This is a genomic window from Streptomyces sp. NPDC046821, from assembly GCF_040645335.1.
In the GTDB taxonomy this organism is placed as follows: domain Bacteria; phylum Actinomycetota; class Actinomycetes; order Streptomycetales; family Streptomycetaceae; genus Streptomyces.
The window spans coordinates 255942-273825 of record NZ_JBEYYB010000006.1 but is presented as its reverse complement, the minus strand read 5'-3'; the positions used below and the strand labels follow the sequence as shown (position 1 = coordinate 273825).

At 72.7% G+C, this 17884-nt stretch carries 19 protein-coding genes and 1 pseudogene; 10 read left to right on the top strand and 10 right to left on the bottom strand.

Translation table 11 applies throughout. The features are described 5' to 3' along the window. The first annotated feature begins 16 nt into the window (after positions 1-16). A complete protein-coding gene (locus ABZ893_RS14220; RefSeq protein ID WP_361402021.1) occupies positions 17-1252 on the top strand; it encodes a molybdopterin-dependent oxidoreductase in 1236 nt (411 codons plus the stop codon). Then, the gene (locus ABZ893_RS14215) at positions 1249-1839 is read left to right on the top strand and encodes a hypothetical protein (RefSeq protein WP_361402018.1); all 591 of its coding nucleotides are present in this window, start codon (positions 1249-1251) and stop codon (positions 1837-1839) included. The genes ABZ893_RS14220 and ABZ893_RS14215 overlap by 4 nt, the downstream gene beginning before the upstream one ends. Here ABZ893_RS14215 and ABZ893_RS14210 read toward each other — a convergent pair. The 3 genes and pseudogenes from ABZ893_RS14210 to ABZ893_RS14200 all read right to left on the bottom strand — a co-directional run. Beyond that, a pseudogene (locus ABZ893_RS14210) lies at positions 1797-2450 on the bottom strand (methyltransferase domain-containing protein); the annotation flags it as partial. The gene ABZ893_RS14215 and the pseudogene ABZ893_RS14210 overlap by 43 nt on opposite strands. Then, on the bottom strand, positions 2447-3136 hold the full coding sequence (locus ABZ893_RS14205; protein ID WP_361402015.1) for a DUF2064 domain-containing protein: 690 nt from the start codon (positions 3134-3136) through the stop codon (positions 2447-2449). The gene ABZ893_RS14205 and the pseudogene ABZ893_RS14210, both read right to left, overlap by 4 nt. Then, on the bottom strand, positions 3133-3813 hold the full coding sequence (locus ABZ893_RS14200; protein ID WP_361402449.1) for a glycosyltransferase family 2 protein: 681 nt from the start codon (positions 3811-3813) through the stop codon (positions 3133-3135). Before ABZ893_RS14200 ends, ABZ893_RS14205 begins: the two co-directional genes overlap by 4 nt. Positions 3814-4007: 194 nt before the next feature. On the opposite strand from ABZ893_RS14200, the gene ABZ893_RS14195 reads away from it, so the two are divergent. Both ABZ893_RS14195 and ABZ893_RS14190 read left to right on the top strand, forming a co-directional pair. Then, positions 4008-4982 (top strand): response regulator transcription factor, encoded by a 975-nt coding sequence (locus ABZ893_RS14195; protein ID WP_361402011.1) that lies wholly within the window; start codon positions 4008-4010, stop codon positions 4980-4982. Then, complete coding sequence (locus ABZ893_RS14190; protein WP_361402008.1) at positions 4975-6087, top strand: HAMP domain-containing sensor histidine kinase; 1113 nt, start codon at positions 4975-4977, stop codon at positions 6085-6087. Before ABZ893_RS14195 ends, ABZ893_RS14190 begins: the two co-directional genes overlap by 8 nt. 94 nt (positions 6088-6181) lie before the next feature. Here ABZ893_RS14190 and ABZ893_RS14185 read toward each other — a convergent pair whose 3' ends face one another. Next, entirely contained in the window at positions 6182-7207 is a 1026-nt protein-coding gene (locus tag ABZ893_RS14185; RefSeq protein ID WP_361402005.1) for an NAD-dependent epimerase/dehydratase family protein, read from the bottom strand. Positions 7208-7365: 158 nt separating this feature from the next. Here ABZ893_RS14185 and ABZ893_RS14180 point away from each other — a divergent pair, with 158 nt between their 5' ends. Next, positions 7366-8157: a VOC family protein gene (locus ABZ893_RS14180; protein ID WP_361402002.1), complete on the top strand. Its 792-nt coding sequence runs from the start codon at positions 7366-7368 to the stop codon at positions 8155-8157. Between the two features lie 7 nt (positions 8158-8164). Here the strand turns inward: ABZ893_RS14180 and ABZ893_RS14175 are convergent, their stop codons facing one another. After that, positions 8165-8818, bottom strand: a complete 654-nt coding sequence (locus tag ABZ893_RS14175) for a peptide deformylase (RefSeq protein ID WP_361401999.1) — start codon at positions 8816-8818, stop codon at positions 8165-8167. 156 nt (positions 8819-8974) lie between these two features. Between ABZ893_RS14175 and ABZ893_RS14170 the strand changes: the two genes are divergently transcribed. From ABZ893_RS14170 to ABZ893_RS14155, 4 genes are all read left to right on the top strand, one after another. Further along, on the top strand, positions 8975-9715 hold the full coding sequence (locus tag ABZ893_RS14170; RefSeq protein WP_361401996.1) for a GNAT family N-acetyltransferase: 741 nt from the start codon (positions 8975-8977) through the stop codon (positions 9713-9715). Between the two features lie 134 nt (positions 9716-9849). Beyond that, positions 9850-10116 carry a hypothetical protein gene (locus tag ABZ893_RS14165; protein WP_361401993.1) on the top strand — a complete coding sequence of 89 codons (267 nt, stop codon included), beginning with the start codon at positions 9850-9852 and terminating at the stop codon, positions 10114-10116. Between the two features lie 179 nt (positions 10117-10295). After that, positions 10296-12317, top strand: coding sequence for an NADPH-dependent 2,4-dienoyl-CoA reductase (locus ABZ893_RS14160; RefSeq protein WP_361401991.1), 2022 nt, complete (start codon positions 10296-10298; stop codon positions 12315-12317). A 175-nt stretch (positions 12318-12492) separates the two neighbouring features. Next, positions 12493-13038 (top strand): PadR family transcriptional regulator, encoded by a 546-nt coding sequence (locus ABZ893_RS14155; protein ID WP_361401988.1) that lies wholly within the window; start codon positions 12493-12495, stop codon positions 13036-13038. 73 nt (positions 13039-13111) lie between these two features. Here the strand turns inward: ABZ893_RS14155 and ABZ893_RS14150 are convergent, their stop codons facing one another. Further along, complete coding sequence (locus tag ABZ893_RS14150) at positions 13112-13567, bottom strand: hypothetical protein (RefSeq protein ID WP_361401985.1); 456 nt, start codon at positions 13565-13567, stop codon at positions 13112-13114. Between the two features lie 232 nt (positions 13568-13799). After that, a complete protein-coding gene (locus ABZ893_RS14145) occupies positions 13800-14783 on the bottom strand; it encodes a fibronectin type III domain-containing protein (RefSeq protein WP_361401982.1) in 984 nt (327 codons plus the stop codon). A gap of 184 nt (positions 14784-14967) precedes the next feature. On the opposite strand from ABZ893_RS14145, the gene ABZ893_RS14140 reads away from it, so the two are divergent. Further along, positions 14968-15687 (top strand): glycoside hydrolase family 75 protein, encoded by a 720-nt coding sequence (locus ABZ893_RS14140; RefSeq protein ID WP_361401979.1) that lies wholly within the window; start codon positions 14968-14970, stop codon positions 15685-15687. A gap of 92 nt (positions 15688-15779) precedes the next feature. Here ABZ893_RS14140 and ABZ893_RS14135 read toward each other — a convergent pair whose 3' ends face one another. From ABZ893_RS14135 to dhaK, 3 genes are all read right to left on the bottom strand, one after another. Then, positions 15780-16214 carry a PTS fructose transporter subunit IIA gene (locus tag ABZ893_RS14135; RefSeq protein WP_361401976.1) on the bottom strand — a complete coding sequence of 145 codons (435 nt, stop codon included), beginning with the start codon at positions 16212-16214 and terminating at the stop codon, positions 15780-15782. Next, entirely contained in the window at positions 16207-16809 is a 603-nt protein-coding gene (gene dhaL, locus ABZ893_RS14130; protein ID WP_361401974.1) for a dihydroxyacetone kinase subunit DhaL, read from the bottom strand. Before dhaL ends, ABZ893_RS14135 begins: the two co-directional genes overlap by 8 nt. 65 nt (positions 16810-16874) lie before the next feature. Further along, positions 16875-17867 carry a dihydroxyacetone kinase subunit DhaK gene (dhaK, locus tag ABZ893_RS14125; RefSeq protein ID WP_361401971.1) on the bottom strand — a complete coding sequence of 331 codons (993 nt, stop codon included), beginning with the start codon at positions 17865-17867 and terminating at the stop codon, positions 16875-16877. Positions 17868-17884 lie beyond the last annotated feature (17 nt).

The following is a 17884-nucleotide window of genomic DNA, read 5'->3' as shown; positions in this document are numbered from 1 at the left end:
AGCCCGAAGGAACCGGATGCGCGACCTCCCTCGAACCCTCCCCGATCCATGGCGCAGCCCCCTGCGCGGCCCCCGCTTCACCGCGGTCCTCGGCCTCGTCCTCCTCGCAGGCATCACGCTGCTCTTCGTGACCGGCCTCCTGTCGTACGCCGCGTACAACCCGAACCTCGCGGCGGCCAACGACAAGACACCGGACAAGGGCCTGCTCGGCCTCTACCTGTTCTCCTGGCCGACGCACCCGCACTGGCTCTACCGGCTCACCCAGGGCCTGCACGTCACGGTCGGTGTCGCGCTCGTGCCGGTGCTCCTCGCCAAGCTGTGGTCGGTCGTGCCCAAGCTCTTCACGCTGCCGCCCGCCCGCTCCCTCGGCCACGCCCTCGAACGCCTCTCCCTGCTCCTGCTCGTCGGCGGCGTCCTGTTCGAGTTCGTGACCGGCATCCTCAACGTCCAGCTCGACTACCTGTTCCCCGGCTCCTTCTACCCGCTGCACTTCTACGGTGCCTGGGTGTTCATCGGCGCGTTCCTCGTCCACGCCGTGCTCCGCGTGCCGCAGGCGCTGCGCGTGCTGCGGGAGAGGAAGGCGGGTGTCGCGGAGACGGGTGAGCTGGTGCCCGCGCGGCCCGCCGAGCCCACCGTGTCGCGACGCGGAGCGCTCGCCATGGTCGGTGCCGGCTCGCTCCTGATCCTCGTCACGACGGCCGGCCAGAGCATCGGCGGTGCCTGGCGCCGTACCGCCCTCCTCGCCCCGCACGGCGGCGCCGATCCCGGAACGGGCCCCGGCGCGTTCCAGATCAACAAGACGGCCGCCGTCGCGGGCGTCCGGGCCGTCGACACCGGTGATCCGTGGCGGCTCGTCGTCACCGGCCCCACCGGCGCCGTCCGACGGCTCTCGCGCGACGATCTCCTCCAACTCCCGCAGCACAGCGCCTGGTTGCCCATCGCCTGCGTCGAAGGCTGGTCGACGGACGACCGGCGATGGACCGGCGTACGACTGCGCGACCTGGCCCGCCTGGCCGGGACCGACGGCGACACCGACGTGTTCGTCGAGTCCCTGCAACAGCACGGCGCCTTCCGCAAGGCGGCCCTGCGCCACAACCAGGTCCACGACCCGCGCTCACTGCTCGCGCTCCGCGTCGACGGGGCCGACCTCACGCTCGACCACGGGTATCCGGCCCGCGTCATTGTGCCCGCGGCGCCGGGCGTGATGAACACGAAATGGGTGGCCGCCCTGACGTTCGGAGCGCTGCGATGAGCGGGCGTACAAGGCGATGGCGGCGGGGTGGCGGGGCGTACCACGCGGTGAGCCGCTGGTACGGAGAGAGCCCACTCCAACTCCCGCTCCTGGCCGCCTCGTTCGCCCTCGCGGGATACGCGGGCGTGCGGTTCCTCGCCGGTGACGCGTGGGGGGTGGCGGTCTGGTTCGTCGGCGCGGCGGTCGTCCATGACCTGGTGCTCGTACCGCTGTACTCGCTCGCGGACCGTGCGGCGGTGCGGGCGTTCGGCGTACGCAACCGTGCGGCGGTGTCGTACGTGCGGGTGCCCGCGTTCCTGTCGGGGTTGCTGCTCCTGGTGTGGTTCCCGCTGATCACGCGGGCGCGACCGGAGCACTACGCCCTGCTCACAGGACGTTCGGAGGACCCGTTCCTGGCACGCTGGCTGTTGCTGACGGCCGCGTTGTTCGCCGCGTCGGCGCTGTGGTTCGTGACGCGTACGTTCCTTGCTCACGCGTCGCGGTGGCGGCAGGTGCGGGAGCAGGAAGGGCGGTCGGGACGTCAGCGGCGCAAGGAGACGCGTCAGCGGCGCAAGGAGACGAAGGAGCGCCCGCCCACCGACCACTGAGCGACCGGCCGCCAGCCGAGTGGGCGCGCGTTCCGCAGCAGCGCGCGCGTGCCCACTCGGGCCCACGGGAACAGCGAACCCGACGCTCCCTGCCCGTCGTCCACCCGCACGTCCACACGCTCGTCGACGTCGAACGGAGACGTCTCCGCCGTCAACAGGCCGCCGGGAACGACGAGTTCAAAGACCCGCGCCAGCAAGGCGCCCGGGTCACCGCCGATCCCGATGTTGCCGTCGAGCAGGAGCGCCGTCCCCCAGCCGCCCTCGTAGGGCAGCTGATCGAACACGGACCGGTGCAGTGCCGCACCCCCGAGGCGGACCGTCCGCGCCACGGCGGCCTCGCTCACATCGACTCCCAGCACGCGGTGCCCGGCCGCGGCGAGCGCGGCGACCAGGCGGCCCGGGCCGCAGCCGATGTCCAGCACCGGGCCCTCACAGCGGCGCAGCGCCGACAGATCGGCCGCGTCGGCTCGCGCGCACCAGCGCTCCACCTCGAGGGGGAGCAGCCAGCCGTCGGCGCGCCGCAGGAACAGGGGGCCGCGCTCATTGCGCACGGCATCGGCGTACGGGTCCCTGCACCAGGGCTGTGCCACGTCCTCGTGCGTCGTGGTCACGGGCGGACCGCCCGGGTCAGCCGCGCGTGTTCGGCGGCGAAGCGGCCGTCCGGCGCGGCGGCGGCCACCAGCGCGGCGTCGTCCGCCGTGTCGACGTCCCGCAGGACCGCGAGGTCCCGTACCCGCAGCCCCGCCGAGGTGAGCCGGGCCCGCTGGGCGGCACCCGTGTGCGGCGTCGACATCGGGACGCCCCGCAGGAGTTCAGGGTCCGGCGCGGCGAGCCCGAGCGCCCAGAACCCGCCGTCGTGGGCGGGCCCGAACCAGGCGTCACAGTCCCGCCAGGCGTCGGCACCGAGGGCCGGCGCGAGCAGCGAGGGCGTCACCTGCGGTGTGTCCATCCCGATCAGAACGGCCGGCCCGGCGCACCCGGCGAACGCCGCCGCGAGCCGCTCGTCGAGGCCGCCGGCGCACTGGGCGACCACCTCGATGCCGTCCGGCAGCCAGGGCCCGGGCGCCCCGTCGAGCACGAGCACCCGGCGCCGCGCGGGCGTCGCGAGCGCGGCCCGCAGCGTGTCGACGAGCGAGGCCTCGGCCAGCCGCGCGGCCTCCCCGGGCGTGAACGGCGGCGTGAGCCGCGTCTTGACGCGACCGGGGGCGGGGGATTTGGCGATGACCAGGAGGGTGGGTTCCACGGGGGTGCCGGCCGGCCGCGCGAAAGGCGCGCCGGCCACGTCGTCGTACGTCATCGGGGCCCCGCCTCTCCGCGTGCCGGGAGCGGAGTCCGGGGCGGCTCCGCGAGCACCGCCCGCATGTCCCGGACCGCCTGCCACGTGCCCCGCCAGGTGCCCGTGACCTTGGACTTTCCCGTACGACGGCGGTACGGCACCGTGCGTTCCTCGATGCGCCAGCCCGCGTCCGCCGCTCGGACGACCATCTGGAGCGGATAGCCGCTGCGGCGGTCCGTGAGGTCCAGGCCGAGGAGAGACACGCGGCGAGCGGCCCGCAGCGGGCCCAGGTCGTGCAGCCGCACCCCGGTACGCCGTCGAAGCATCCGCGCGAGCGCCAGATTCCCGGCGCGCGCATGGGCCGGGAAAGCTGCCCACCCCTGAGGCCTGCGCCGGCCGAGCACGAGGTCCACCCGTCCGGCGGACACGTCCTGGACGAACGGCACGAGCAGGGCCGGATCGAGGGAGGCGTCGCAGTCGCAGAAGCAGACCACGTCCGCGTCGGACGCCAGCAGGCCCGCGTGGCACGCGGCCCCGAAACCGCGCCGGCGCTCCGTCACCACCGTCGCGCCCAGGGACCTGGCGATGTCCGGGGAACCGTCGGTGGAGCCGTTGTCCACGACAAGCGCCCGCCAGCCGTCCGGGACACGGGCCAGCACCCACGGCAGTGCGGCGGCCTCGTCGAGGCAGGGCAGCACGACGGCGACGGACGGGCCGCAGGCGGACGGGACGGCAGGATCGAGGGGTGAGTTGGAGTCAGGGGGGATCACGCTGTCACCCTACGAATCCAGAACGGACATTCCGGGTTCCAGGTCCTTACGAAACGCGGACGTCGGGCCCGGGGGCCCCGCGTACGGGGTGCCAGGACAGGACGTGGTGCGACGCTGTCCCCATGGAGACATCACCGCTCGGTCGCGTACTCGTCGTCGACGACGATCCGACCGTCGCCGAGGTCGTCGCGGGCTATCTGGACCGGGCCGGTTACGACGTCGACCGCGCCGCCGACGGCCCGGCCGCCCTCGACCGTGCCGACGCTCAGGGCCCCGACCTGGTCGTCCTCGACCTGATGCTGCCCGGCATGGACGGCCTGGAGGTGTGCCGCAGGCTCCGGGAGCGCGGCCCGGTCCCTGTGATCATGCTGACGGCTCGCGGCGACGAGGACGAACGCATCCTCGGCCTGGAGGTCGGCGCGGACGACTACGTGACGAAGCCCTTCAGCCCGCGCGAGCTGGTCCTGCGCGTCGAGTCGGTGCTGCGCCGCTCGCGGACGGCGGCGGTGCCGAAGCCGACGGGGCCGCTGCGCGCGGGTGCCCTCTCCGTCGACCCGGCGGCCCGTCGCGCCACCAAGGAGGGGGCCGAACTCGCCCTCACCATCCGTGAGTTCGACCTTCTCACGTTCTTCCTCCGTCACCCGGGCCGGGCCTTCGCCCGCGAGGAACTCATGCGGGAGGTCTGGGGCTGGGACTTCGGTGACCTGTCGACCGTCACAGTGCACGTACGCCGCCTGCGCGGCAAGATCGAGGACGACCCGGCGACCCCACGCCTGATCCAAACGGTCTGGGGAGTCGGCTACCGCCTCGACCCGGACCCACGTGCCGCTTCCGGTGCGGAGGAGGGAACGGCGGAGGGTCGAACGGGCTCGACCATCGCGGGTGACTCGGCCATCCGGGGTGACCGGGGTGACCGGGGTGACCGGGGTGATCGGGGTGATCGGGGTGACCGGGGCGACCGGGGTGATCGGGGTGGCCGCACGGTCCCAGCCGCCCCACCTTCCCCCGCCGGCCAGACGCACCTCACCACCCCTGCCGACCACGCGGCGCCGCCCACCCCGGCCCCCCATTCCTCCCAGGCCGGTCGCCGTGCGTGACCTTCTCCTCATCGCTCTCTACGCATTCCTCGGTGCTGTCGGCGCCGGGCTCCTCGGCGCGCTCGCGCTGTTCCTCCTCCGCCGGCGCTCCCTGACGGTGTCGCTCACCGTCGTCGCCTCGGTTGCCGTTACCGCGATGCTCGCCGGGACGCTCGTCGTGGCCTGGGCGATGTTTCTCTCCCCACACGATCTGACCGTCGTGACGACCGTCGCCGCGATGGCGGCCACCGTGTCGCTGGCCACCGCGCTCCTTCTCGGCCGATGGGTCGTCGCGCGCAGCAACGCGCTCACGCTCGCCGCCCGTTCCTTCGGCGACGGCGGCAGCTTCGCCGCGCCCGCGACGCCCGCGACCGCGGAACTCTCCGCCCTCTCAGGCGAGTTGGAAGCCACCAGTGCCAAACTCGCCGCCTCCCGGGACCGCGAGCGCGCCCTGGAGACCTCGCGGCGCGAACTCGTCGCCTGGATCTCCCACGATCTGCGTACACCGCTCGCCGGGCTGCGAGCCATGTCCGAGGCTCTGGAGGACGGCATGGCGGCCGACCCGGACCGCTATCTCCGTCAGATCCGCGCCGAGGTCGAGCGTATGAACGACATGGTCGGCGACCTCTTCGAACTCTCGCGCATCCACGCGGGAACGCTCGTCCTGACCCCGTCCAGGATCTCCCTGCACGACCTGGTGGGCGACGCGCTCGCCGGCGCCGACCCCCTCGCCCGCGAACACGGCGTACGCCTCGTCGGCGACCTGGCCGACGTGATCCCGGTGGAGGTCGACGCCAAGGAGATGAGCCGGGTCCTCGGCAACCTCCTGATCAATGCGATCCGGCGAACCCCCGCCGACGGCACGGTCGCCGTCGCGGCGGCGCTCCGCGCGGACGGCGTGGTCCTGACGGTCACGGACGGCTGCGGCGGCATCCCGGAGGAGGATCTGCCCCGGGTCTTCGACACAGGGTGGCGCGGCAGCCACGCCCGTACGCCCCCGTCGGGCGCGGGCCTCGGGCTCGCCATCGTCAGGGGCATCGTCGAGGCCCACCGGGGAAGCGCCGCCGTACGCAATGTGGCCGGCGGCTGCTGCTTCGAGGTGACGCTCCCGGCACCGGGAACGTAGCCCGTCCCCCGCGAGCCCGCTGCCCCGAGTCCGTCCCCCGCGAGCCCGCTGCCCCGAGCCCGCCACACAACTCCCCGTCGAAGCGTCACCCCCCTCACCCCGGCTCCGCCGTGGCGAACTCCCGCATCCCCTCCTCGAAGCCCGTCTCCGCCCGCCACCCCAGCTCGGTCTTCAGGCGTCCGGGGTCCGCCGTGATGTGCCGGACGTCGCCGAGCCGGTACTCGCCCGTCACCACCGGCGCCGGACCGCCGTACGCGGCGGCGAGCGCGTGGGCCATCTCGCCCACCGTGCGCGGGTCCCCGCTGCCGGTGTTGTACGCGGAGCACGCCCCGGCCGGCCGGTCGCGAACGGCCTCCAGGGCGAGCGCGTTCGCCGAGGCCACGTCGCGTACGTGCACGAAGTCCCGCCGCTGGCGCCCGTCCTCGAAGACACGCGGAGCCTCACCCCGGGCGAGCGCCGAGCGGAAGAACGACGCGACGCCCGCGTACGGGGTGTCGCGCGGCATCCTGGGCCCGTACACGTTGTGGTACCGCAGCGACATGACGCGCCCCCCGGTGGACCGGGCCCAGGCGGACGCCAGATGTTCCTGGGCGAGCTTCGTCGTCGCGTACACGTTGCGCGGGTCCGTGGGCGCGTCCTCCGTGACGAGACCGGGGTCGAGCGAGGCACCGCAGTGCGGGCAGAGGGGCTCGAACAGGCCCGCCCGCAGATCCGCCTCCGCTCGCGGCCCCGGCCGCACCACGCCGTGCCGCCCGCACACGTACCGCCCCTCCCCGTACACGACCATCGACCCCGCGAGCACCAGTGCCCGCACGCCCGCCGAGGCCATCGCGGCGAGCAGTACCGCCGTGCCGAGGTCGTTCCGGGAGACGTAGTCGGGAGCGTCGGCGAAGTCCTTGCCGAGGCCGACCTGCGCCGCCTGATGGCACACCGCGTCGACACCCGCGAGCGCCGCGTCGACGGCGGCACGGTCCCGTACGTCCGCGACGGTCCGAGGCCGCCCCTCGCCCGGCTCCGGCGGCCGCACGTCGAGCACGACGACCTCGTGCCCCCGCGCGGCGAGGGTGTCCACGACGGCCGACCCGATGAACCCGGCTCCGCCGGTGACCAGTACGCGCATACCGCCCACGCTAGGCGGGACAAGGCGCCCCGGCCGCGTTCGACGCCCGCACGTCACCACTCCGTAAGGCTTGCATCGCGCGCCGCGCCGCTCGCGGCTAGCGTGAATCGGAGGACGTCAGACCGGTCCACCCGGAATCGGAAGAAGGGGTTCGTGCCATGTCCGTACGACCGGAGGGCGCGCCCATCTGGGCCGACGCCATGTTCCCGGACCTGGAGGCCGCCAAGAATTTCTACGGCGAGCTTCTGGGCTGGACCTTCGACGAGGGGCAGGAGGAGTTCGGCTACTACACGCAGGCCAGGTCAGGCGGCAAGCGGGTCGGAGCGCTCGCGCCGCAGATGCCGGGGATGGAGAACATCCCGGCCGCCTGGAATCTTTACCTGGCCACATCCGACGTCGACGCCGCCGTCACCCGTATCAAGAACGCCGGCGGCACCCTGGCGGCGGAGCCGATGCAGGTCGCCGACTTCGGCAAGATGGTCACCGCCCAGGATCCCGCCGGAATCTTCTTCAGCCTCTGGCAGCCCGGCACCCACAGCGGCTTCGAGAAGGCCGGTGAGCCCGGTTCGTTCGCCTGGGCCGAGGTCACCACACGGGACACCGCCAAGACGGACGGGTTCTTCGAGGCCGTCTTCCCGTACGAGGTCAAGAAGATGGTGGACGAGCACGTCGACTTCAACGTCTGGCAGCTCGAAGGAAAGCCCCAGCTCGGCCGCTTCAAGATGACCGAGGACTTCCCGCCCACGGTCCCGTCGTACATCAACCTCTACTTCGCGGTCGACAACTGCGACGAGGCGGTCGCGAAGATCGCCAAGCTCGGCGGAAAGCTCCACTTCGGCCCGATGGACTCGCCGTTCGGCCGGTTCGCGGCGGTCGCGGACCAGCAGGGCGCCGCGTTCACGGTCATCGACATGAGCACGACCGAGGGCGAGATGCCCGACCTCTCCTGATCCACCCCTAGGGGAGCGAGAATCCGAGCGCACGGGCGGCGCGCTCCGGAGTGGGCTGCGTCCAGCGCTCGGCCATCGCGCCCCGCGTGGACAGCGACCGCAGTTCGGCGCGGTCCAGATAGAGCGTGCCGTGCAGATGGTCGGTCTCGTGCTGCACGATCCGGGCGGGCCACCCCGTGAACTCCTCGTCCACGGTGTGGCCCCGCTCGTCGAGCGCCCGCAGCCGCACCTTCTCGTGCCGGGGAACCACGGCCTGCAGTCCCGGCACACTCAGGCACCCCTCGAAGAACGCGACCCGGTGCGCGCCCACGGGCTCGTACGACGGGTTGATCAGGACGCGGAACGGCTGCGGCACCCGGCCGCGCGCGATACGTACCTCGTCGGGCACGTCCGCGCCGTCCTCGATGACGGCGAGCCGCAGCGGTACGCCGATCTGCGGTGCGGCGAGCCCGACGCCGGGTGCGGCGAGCATCGACACGCGCATCGCGGCGATCAGACGCTCCAGGAGCGCGGGCGCGAGCTGACCGTCGTAGGTCTGCGCGGGGGACCGGAGGACGGGGTCGCCCGCCTCCACGACCGGCAACGGGTGCTCGCCCGCGAGCAGTTCCTCGACGTGGTCGCTCAGGGGTACGGAGGGCATCGCGCCAGGTACGGAAGGCATCGCGCCAGGATGCCAAGCGGCCCGCGCCTCGGCAACATCCACCGTTGCGGGCTTGTGAACATCTCCCGGTGAGGGAATGGGAGCGCGGTGACATGGGCTTTCATCTGTGGCAGGCCACGGCCGCCCACCCGCCACCGCCCCCTTGGAGTCCGCAGCATGACCGTCCCGGACGTCACTCCCGCCCACCCGTTGGACAATCCCGCGTACGCCTCCCTCACCGGCCCGCACGCGCACTTCGCCGAACGGCGGGGCCGGGTCATGCGGTACCCGCTCGACGTCTCGCCGTGGCTCGCGCTGCCCGACGATCCGGGGTCCGAGGACTGGGCCGACCTCGCCGCGCTCGCCGGCCCAGGGGCGGAGGTGCCGCTGCCGGGGATACGGACGGCGCCGCCCGAGGGGTGGGAACTCACGATGAGCATGGACGGGGTCCAGCTCGTCGACGCGGGCGTGGCCGCCACCCATGACGCGGAGGCCGTGCGGCTCGGCGCCGCCGACGTGCCCGAGATGCTGGACCTGGTCGCACGGACCCGGCCGGGACCGTTCCTGCCGCGCACCGTCGAACTCGGCACGTATCTCGGCATCCGCAGGGGCGGCGCGCTCGTCGCGATGGCGGGCGAGCGGCTGCACCCGCCGGGCTGGACCGAGATCAGCGGGGTCTGCACCGACCCGGCCCACCGCGGACAGGGGCTCGCGGCCCGCCTGGTCCTGGCTGTGGCGGCGGGCATCAGGGAGCGCGGCGAGACCCCGTTCCTGCACACGTCGGCCGGCAACACGAACGCCATCAGGCTGTACGAGACGCTGGGCTTCCGGCTGCGGCGTACGACGAAGTTCGCGGCGGCCAGGGTGCCGGAGTCGGACGGGCTCGCGACGGTGGGGGCGGCGCGGGCGTCTTCCTGAACGCGGGCGCGCCGCTCGGAACGCTCACGTGCGGAGGGTGCTTCTCCGGCCGCCCCCTCGCGGAGCGTGCCTCTCGGCCCGGCCCGCACTTCGCTGACAGGCACGTTCCCGCGCCCGGGACTAGCCTCCTGACCATGAGCGAAGCCAGTTCCGCGCCCGCGCGCTTCACCGTCCTGGTCAAGCCCCAGCTCGCCGACAAGGACGGCCACCCGGTGCACGGCAACCCGCTGCGCGTGGTGTCCGTCGAGGCCACCGGGGCGTCGGGGGAGACCGGCTATCCGGTCTTCGAGGCCGAGGGGGTGCGGGTCGAGATCGACCCCCGTACCCGCACCGTCGAGGCCGTGACGGTCGACGGCGAGGAGCTGCCGTACGGGTGGGTGGCGGAGGTCGCCGACAAGTAGCCCTCCGGGGTGGCCGACAGTCCGTGGCGCAAGCCCCCGGCCCGTGGGCGGCAGACCGTGGCGCAAGCCCCCGGCCTGTGGGCGGCAGACCGTGGCGCAGCTCTCTTATGCAACTTGTTGCAAAAGAGAGCCGGCGTCGTCTACAACTGTGACGACGTTCGCCGCGCACGGAGGGCCCCATGAGCCGTTACCCGCACCTGCTCACCCCGCTCGACCTCGGTTTCACCACGCTGCCCAACCGGGTCCTGATGGGATCCATGCACGTGGGTCTCGAAGAGGCCGAGAACGGCTTCGCGCGCATGGCGGAGTTCTACGCCGCCCGCGCCCGCGGCGGCGTCGGCCTGATGGTCACCGGCGGCATCGCGCCCAACGACGCCGGGCGCCCCTGGGACGGCGGCGCCAAGCTGACCACCGAGGCGGAGGCCGCCGAGCACCGCCAGGTCACAGAAGCGGTGCACGCCGCCGGCTCGAAGATCGCGATGCAGATCCTGCACTTCGGCCGCTACGCCTACCACCAGGACCTCGTCGCCCCGAGCCCCCTCCAGGCGCCGATCAGCCCCTTCCCGCCCCACGAACTCACCGACGCCGAGGTCGAGCAGACCATCGAGGACTTCGTGCGCGCCGCCGAACTCGCCAAGGTCGCGGGTTACGACGGCGTAGAGATCATGGGCTCCGAGGGCTACCTCATCAACGAGTTCATCGTCGCCGCCACCAACAAGCGCACCGACCGCTGGGGCGGCTCGTACGAGAACCGCATCCGCTTCCCCGTCGAGATCGTGCGCCGCGTCCGCGAGCGAGTGGGCGCCGACTTCATCCTGATCTACCGGCTCTCGATGATCGACCTCGTCCCGGGCGGCTCCACCTTCGACGAGGTCGTCCAGCTGGCCAAGGAGATCGAGGCCGCCGGCGCCACCCTCATCAACACCGGCATCGGCTGGCACGAGGCGCGCATCCCCACCATCGCCACCTCCGTGCCGCGCGGCGCCTACACGTGGGTCACCAAGAAGCTCATGGGCGAGGTCTCGATCCCGCTCATCGCGGTCAACCGCATCAACACCCCGGAGATCGCCGAGGAGTTGCTCGCCGACGGCGTCGCCGACATGGTCTCGCTGGCCCGCCCGATGCTCGCCGACCCGGACTTCGTGAACAAGGCCGCCGAGGGCCGCTCCGACACCATCAACACCTGCATCGGCTGCAACCAGGCCTGCCTCGACCACACCTTCAGCGGCAAGATCACCTCCTGCCTGGTCAACCCGCGCGCCTGCCACGAGACCGAACTCGTCCTCGCCCCGACCCGCCTGCGCAAGCGCGTCGCCGTCGTCGGCGCGGGCCCCGCCGGGCTCGCCTGCGCAGTCTCCGCCGCCGAGCGCGGCCACGCCGTCACCCTCTTCGACGCCGCGTCCGAGGTCGGCGGCCAGCTCAACGTGGCCCGCCAGGTCCCCGGCAAGCAGGAGTTCGACGAGACGCTGCGCTACTACCGCACCCAGCTCGAACTGCATGGCGTGGACGTCCAGTTGAACACCCGGGTCACCGCCGCCGACCTCACCGCCGACGCGTACGACGAGGTGGTGGTCGCCACCGGCGTCACCCCGCGCACCCCCGAGATCGAGGGCATCGACCACCCCAGCGTCGTCGGCTACCTCGACGTCCTGCGCGAGGGCGCACACGTCGGGGAGCGCGTCGCGATCCTCGGCGCGGGCGGCATAGGCTTCGACGTCGCCGAGTTCCTCACCGACAGCGGCGACAAGGCGAGCCAGGACCCGGCGACGTACTTCCGGCAGTGGGGCGTCGACATGGACTACCAGGACCGCGGCGGCCTCGCGAAGCCCGAGCGTCCCGTCCCGCCGCGCTCCGTCCACCTCCTCCAGCGCAAGACGTCGAAGGTCGGCGCCGGGCTGGGCAAGACCACCGGCTGGATCCACCGCACCGAACTGCGCCACCGCGGCGTCACCATGGTCTCCGGCGCCACCTACGACCGCATCGACGACGCGGGCCTGCACGTCACCGTCGACGGCACCTCCACCGTCATCCCCGTCGACACCGTCGTCCTGTGCACCGGCCAGGAACCCCGCCGAGGCCTCTACGACGACCTGCTCGCCGCCGGCCGCGAGGCACACCTGATCGGCGGCGCCGACGTCGCCGCCGAGCTGGACGCCAAGCGCGCCATCCGCCAGGGCACCGAGCTGGCCGCGGCGCTGTGAGACCGGCGCTCACGTGGCCGGGCCCGCCGGCCACGTGAGCGCCTTCGCACGGCTGGCCGTACGCGCCGGCCACGTGAGCGCCTCCGCACGGCTGGCCGGGCCCGCCGGCCACGTGAGCGCCTCCGCACCGCACAGCACGGCCCGCACCGGTCCCGGTCCACATAGGCTGCACCCCATGTCACTCCCGCACGCGATCCTCACGGCTCTCCTGGAGAAGCCGTCGTCGGGCCTCGAACTGACGCGTCGCTTCGACAAGTCGATCGGCTACTTCTGGTCGGCCACCCACCAGCAGATCTACCGCGAGCTGGGCCGCCTCGAACGCGAGGCCTACATCAGGGCGCTGCCGTCCCCGACCCCCGCGCGCGGCCAGAAGAAGGAGTACGAGGTCCTGCCCGAGGGCCGCGCGGAACTCGCGCGCTGGACGGCCGCGAGCCAGGACCCCAAACCGCTGCGCGATCCGCTGCTCCTGCGCCTGCGCGCCGCCGCCGTCGTCGGCACCGACGGCATCGAGGCGGACCTGCGCCGCCATCTCGACCTGCACAGGCGGCAGTTGGCCGAGTACGAGGAGATCGAGAAGCGGGACTTCCCGCCGGGCCTCGTCGCGGTCGAGGACCGGCTGCGGCACGTGGTGCTGCGCGCGGGCATCGAACTGGAGACGTTCTGGTCCCGGTGGCTGGAGGAGACGCTGACGGAACTCGGTCTCGACGCGGATCCTTCCTGAAGCCGGGACCGTACGACGCAGCGCTGCCGCCGCCCCGGCACGGAGCCGGAGCGGCGGCAGCTCTGTTGCGGACCTACGTCCGGTGGTGTTCGCCACGACGGCGCAGGAACGATGCGCCGCCCACGACACCGGAGGCCACCAGACCCCCGCCGACGCCGTACGCCAGCGTGCTGTGGTCCGCCGTGCCTCCGCCGAGCCCGCCCTGCACACCGCGCGCCGGGAGGGAGGTCGCCGAGATCGTCGGTGCCGAACTGACGGTGACGGACTGGCTGCCCGCCGGTGTGCGCCGGCCGGTGCACGTGACCGTCACCGTGTAGGTGCCGGGACTGACGTTCCGGAACGACGCGGAGCCGTTCCTGAGCGGGGCCTGCCTGCCCCGGGTGACGCTGGTCCGGCCGCCGGGCAGAAGCGTGACGGTGCCGCCGGTCCCGCAGGTCTGGGTGCTGACCTGCACAGTGGAGCCGTTGACCGTCACTGTGATCCCCGCGCCACCCGGCGGCCCGCCTGCGAACGCGGCCGGCACTGCCACACCCGAAGGAAGCGCGGCCGCCGCGGCGACAGTGAGCGAGGATCGGACAAGTATCTGATTAGCGCACATGACTCTGCCCTCCGGCGGCACGGGGGCGGTTCGTCGATGCCCCGCCGATGGTTGGCAATCGCCCGTGCAACCTGACGCCGAGCCAACTTGCGCGCCGGGCCGCTCGCATGTGGACAGGAGCCGGGCAGGTGACAGGTTCCTTCGTCCGGCTCACCCGCCGCGCTCAGGACCCGGTGGTGACGGCGCGCTCGGCCGAGAACGCGCCCCACGTCCCGTCCGGCAGCTGCGCGCGGATCCGCACCTTGTGCCGCACTCCGGCGTCCCGGCCCACGTAGAAGCTGTTCCGAGCCGTGCCCGCGGGCGGCGCGTCGCCCCACACGAGCGTGGTCGCGAGATGCCCGTCGAGGTAGATCCGGTACGCGGGAACGGTGCCTCCCGTGCGCGGCGGCGTCCACGACAGGTCGAGGTAGTAAGCCCCGCCCGCCCGGCGTGCGGCGACCCGGAAGTCCGAGGGCGCGGTGCCGGGGCCCTCGCCGGAGCCCTTCACGGTGGCGAGGCGCAGGGCCGGACCGGCCGGTGACGTGTTGTCGGCGGCGTCACGCGCCTTCACGGTGAACACGTAGGCCGTGCCGGGCCGCAACCCCGTGATCAGCGCCCGCGTCTCGCCGCCGCCGACGCTGTGGATCTTCGAGGTGCCCTGGTAGATGTCGTACGAGACGACGCCCTTGTCGTCGTGCGAGGCACCCCACGTCAGGGTCGCGGCCCGCGCCCCGTCCGCGTGGCCGCGCAGCGCACCCGGCCGCGTCGGTGCCGAGCGGTCCTCCGCCACGGCCTTCGGAGTCGTGACGGTCACCTTCGCGCTGAGCGGCCCGACCGTGCCGTCGGCGCCCTCGGCCCGCACGGAGAAGGTGTACGTGGAGCGGGGGCGCAGGCCCACGATGTCCACCATGTGCTGCTCGCCCGGCACCTCTTCGACCCGGGTGGCACCCCGGTACACCGTGAAGCTTCTGACCTCGGCGACTCCCTCGGGGCGGCTCCACATGACGTGCACGGAGGTGGCGGTGCCCGCCTGGGCGGTGACGCCGGCGGGAGCTGTGAGGGCGGGGCCCTGCCGGGTTTCGTCGCCGAGCAGGCCGCACGACGTGACGAGCAGCAGGGCGGCGGCGCAGGTCGCGTACGGGAGGGCGCGGTGGGGGGTGCGTCGCACGGGCAGGCCTTCCACTCGGAAGCATTGGTACAGACCTGTATGTCATGGGTGACGGGTTCACATCAAGAGGTCGTGGGCTGCACTCGTGCACGTCCGGCCCCCGAGCAGTGGCAGATGGATGCAACTGACCCCAGATTGGGTCTTTATGTTCCGCCGTCAGGGTTCCGTCGCGAAAGGCGCCTTCATGTTGCGCACCCGCCCCCTGCCCCTGGCCGCCCTCTGCGGCGCCACCCTGCTCGTCCCCGCGCTGCCCGCACTGGGCCACGCACCGGACGCGGCCGTGGAGCGCGCACCGCATCGCGTCTCAAGTGCGCGAGAAGGGTCCGTGAGAGCCGCCGACCTGCTGAGAAAGCTCAAAGGGTGTACGCGGATCTCGCACGGCCGCTATCGCAGTGACGAGGGCCGCCCCGCGACCATCCCCGTGTGCGGCAAAGGCGACGCCGTGTACTGGAAGGCCGATCTGGACATCGACTGCGACGGCCGCGCGAGCCGCCATTGCAGCCGCCGCACCGACCCGACGTTCACGGCCATGACCGCCTATCCGGACTCCAAGGGAAGGCAACTCAGCTCCGAGCGCCTCCCGTACGTCGTCATCCCCGGCGCGAGCCGCATCTGGCGCCCGGCGGCCTACGGCATCCGCGGCGGCACGCTCGCCGTGGTCCTCTACCGGGACAAGGTCCAGTACGCGGTCGTCGGCGACGTCGGCCCGAAGGGCGTCATCGGCGAGGCTTCCTACGCCACCGCGGTGAGCCTGGGCATCAACCCTCACCCCGTCCGGGGCGGCGCCCCCACCGACGTCACGTACCTGCTGTTCAAGAACACGATCGTCCGCCCCATCGAGAGCCATGCGGCGGCGGTGGCGCTGGGGGAGACGCGGGCGAGGAAGTTCCTGGGCGACAACTGAGCGCGGAATCACAGGGGTTGGGGTCACGGCAGTGGGGTGACCGTGGGGGCGCCGTAGCCACCGACCCCCTCCGTGCGTCGCCCCCGATCCGCTCACACCTTGCGGTACGTGTACGCCTCCGTGGCGGCCGCCTCGACCGCGTCCAGGTCCGCCCCGGCCGACGCCGTGACGACCGCCGCCACGGCTCCCTCGACGAAGGGGGCGTCCACCAGGCGTGCCCCGTCAGGGAGTTCGTCGCCCTCGGCGAGCAGCGCCTTCACGGTGAGCACCGCGCTGCCGAGGTCCGTGAGTACGGCGACGCCGGCACCCCGGTCCACCGCGCGGGCGGCACCCGCGATCAACTCGGCGCTGGTGCCCAGCCCGCCGTCCTCCGTACCGCCCGCCGGCGCCACGGGCGCGACCGTGCCACCGACCGCGAGACCTGTCGCGAGCTCAGCTACTGACTCGGCGACCGCCCGGCTGTGAGACACGAGCACGATTCCGACGAGCTTCTGCCCGCCGCTCTCCCCGCTCCCCGGCTCACTCATCGCGGGCCGCCTCGGCGAGCGCCGCCACCAGCAGCGCGGACGACGTGGCACCCGGGTCCTGATGCCCGATGCTCCGCTCGCCCAGATAGCTCGCCCTGCCCTTGCGTGCCTGCATCGGCGTCGTCGCGAGCGCGCCCTCCTCGGCCGCGGTGGCGGCGGCCTCGAAGGACGTACCGAGCGCGTCCACCGCCGGGACCAGCGCGTCGATCATGGTCTTGTCGCCCGGCGCGGCCCCGCCCAGCGTCATGACCGCGTCCACTCCGGCCCGCAGCGCGGCGGCGAAGTCGGCCTCGCTCACCTCGGGCGCGTCACCCAGCGCCTTGCCCGTACGGCGCAGGAGCGTCCCGTAGAGCGGGCCCGACGCACCGCCCACCGTGGAGATCAGCTGACGCCCGGCGAGAATGAGTACGGCACCGGGGGTGTCCGGCGCCTCCTTGTCGAGCGTGGCACTCACGGCGGTGAAACCGCGCTGCAGATTGCTGCCGTGGTCGGCGTCGCCGATCGGCGAGTCGAGTTCGGTGAGCCGGGCGGCCTCCCGGTCGACCGCGGCGGTGGCCGCCGTCAGCCAGCGTCGGAAGAAATCGGCGTCGAGCACGTCATCTCCTAGCGTTTTCGGGCGAGTTGGTGATGCTTCGGTTCGGGCGACAGGGGAACGGTGTCTCACATACCCCAGCGCAGGCCCGCCGTCCGCACCGGCGCGTCCCACAGGCGCAGCAGCTCCTCGTCGACCTGGCACAGGGTGACGGAGGCGCCGGCCATGTCGAGCGAGGTCACATAGTTGCCGACGAGCGTGCGCGCGACGGGGACCCCTCGTTCGGCCAGCACGCGGTGGACCTCGGCGTTGAACCCGTACAGCTCGAGGAGCGGCGTCGCGCCCATGCCGTTCACGAGGGCGATGACCGGGGACCTCGGCTCCAGGTCGTCCAGGACGGCGTCGACCGCGAAGTCGGCGATCTCCCGTGACGTCATCATGGCGCGCCGCTCACGACCGGGCTCGCCGTGGATGCCGATGCCCAACTCCAGCTCCCCGGGAGGAAGTTCGAAGGTCGGGCTGCCCTTGGCCGGCGTGCTGCACGCGCTGAGGGCCACGCCGAAACTCCGCGAGTTCGCGTTGACCTGTCGGGCGATCGACTCGACCCGCTCCAGGGGCTGGCCCTCCTCGGCCGCCGCGCCCGCGATCTTCTCGACGAACAGGGTCGCGCCGGTCCCGCGCCGGCCGGCGGTGTACAGACTGTCGGTGACGGCCACGTCGTCGTTCACGAGGACCTTGGCGATCTGGATGCCCTCGTCCTCGGCGAGCTCCGCGGCCATGTCGAAGTTGAGCACGTCACCCGTGTAGTTTTTGACGATGAACAGCACCCCGGCCCCACTGTCCACGGCGGCGGCCGCCCGCACCATCTGATCGGGCACCGGCGACGTGAACACCTCCCCGGGACACGCGGCCGACAGCATCCCCGGCCCCACGAACCCGCCGTGCAGTGGCTCGTGCCCCGACCCGCCCCCGGAGACGAGCGCCACCTTGCCCTCGACGGGGGAGTCCTTGCGGAGGATCACCCGGTTCTCGACGTCGACCACCAGCTCCGGATGAGCGGCCGCCATCCCCCGCAGCGCGTCGGCGACCACTGTCTCGGCCACGTTGATCAACATTCTCACTGGTACCTCCGAGTGAC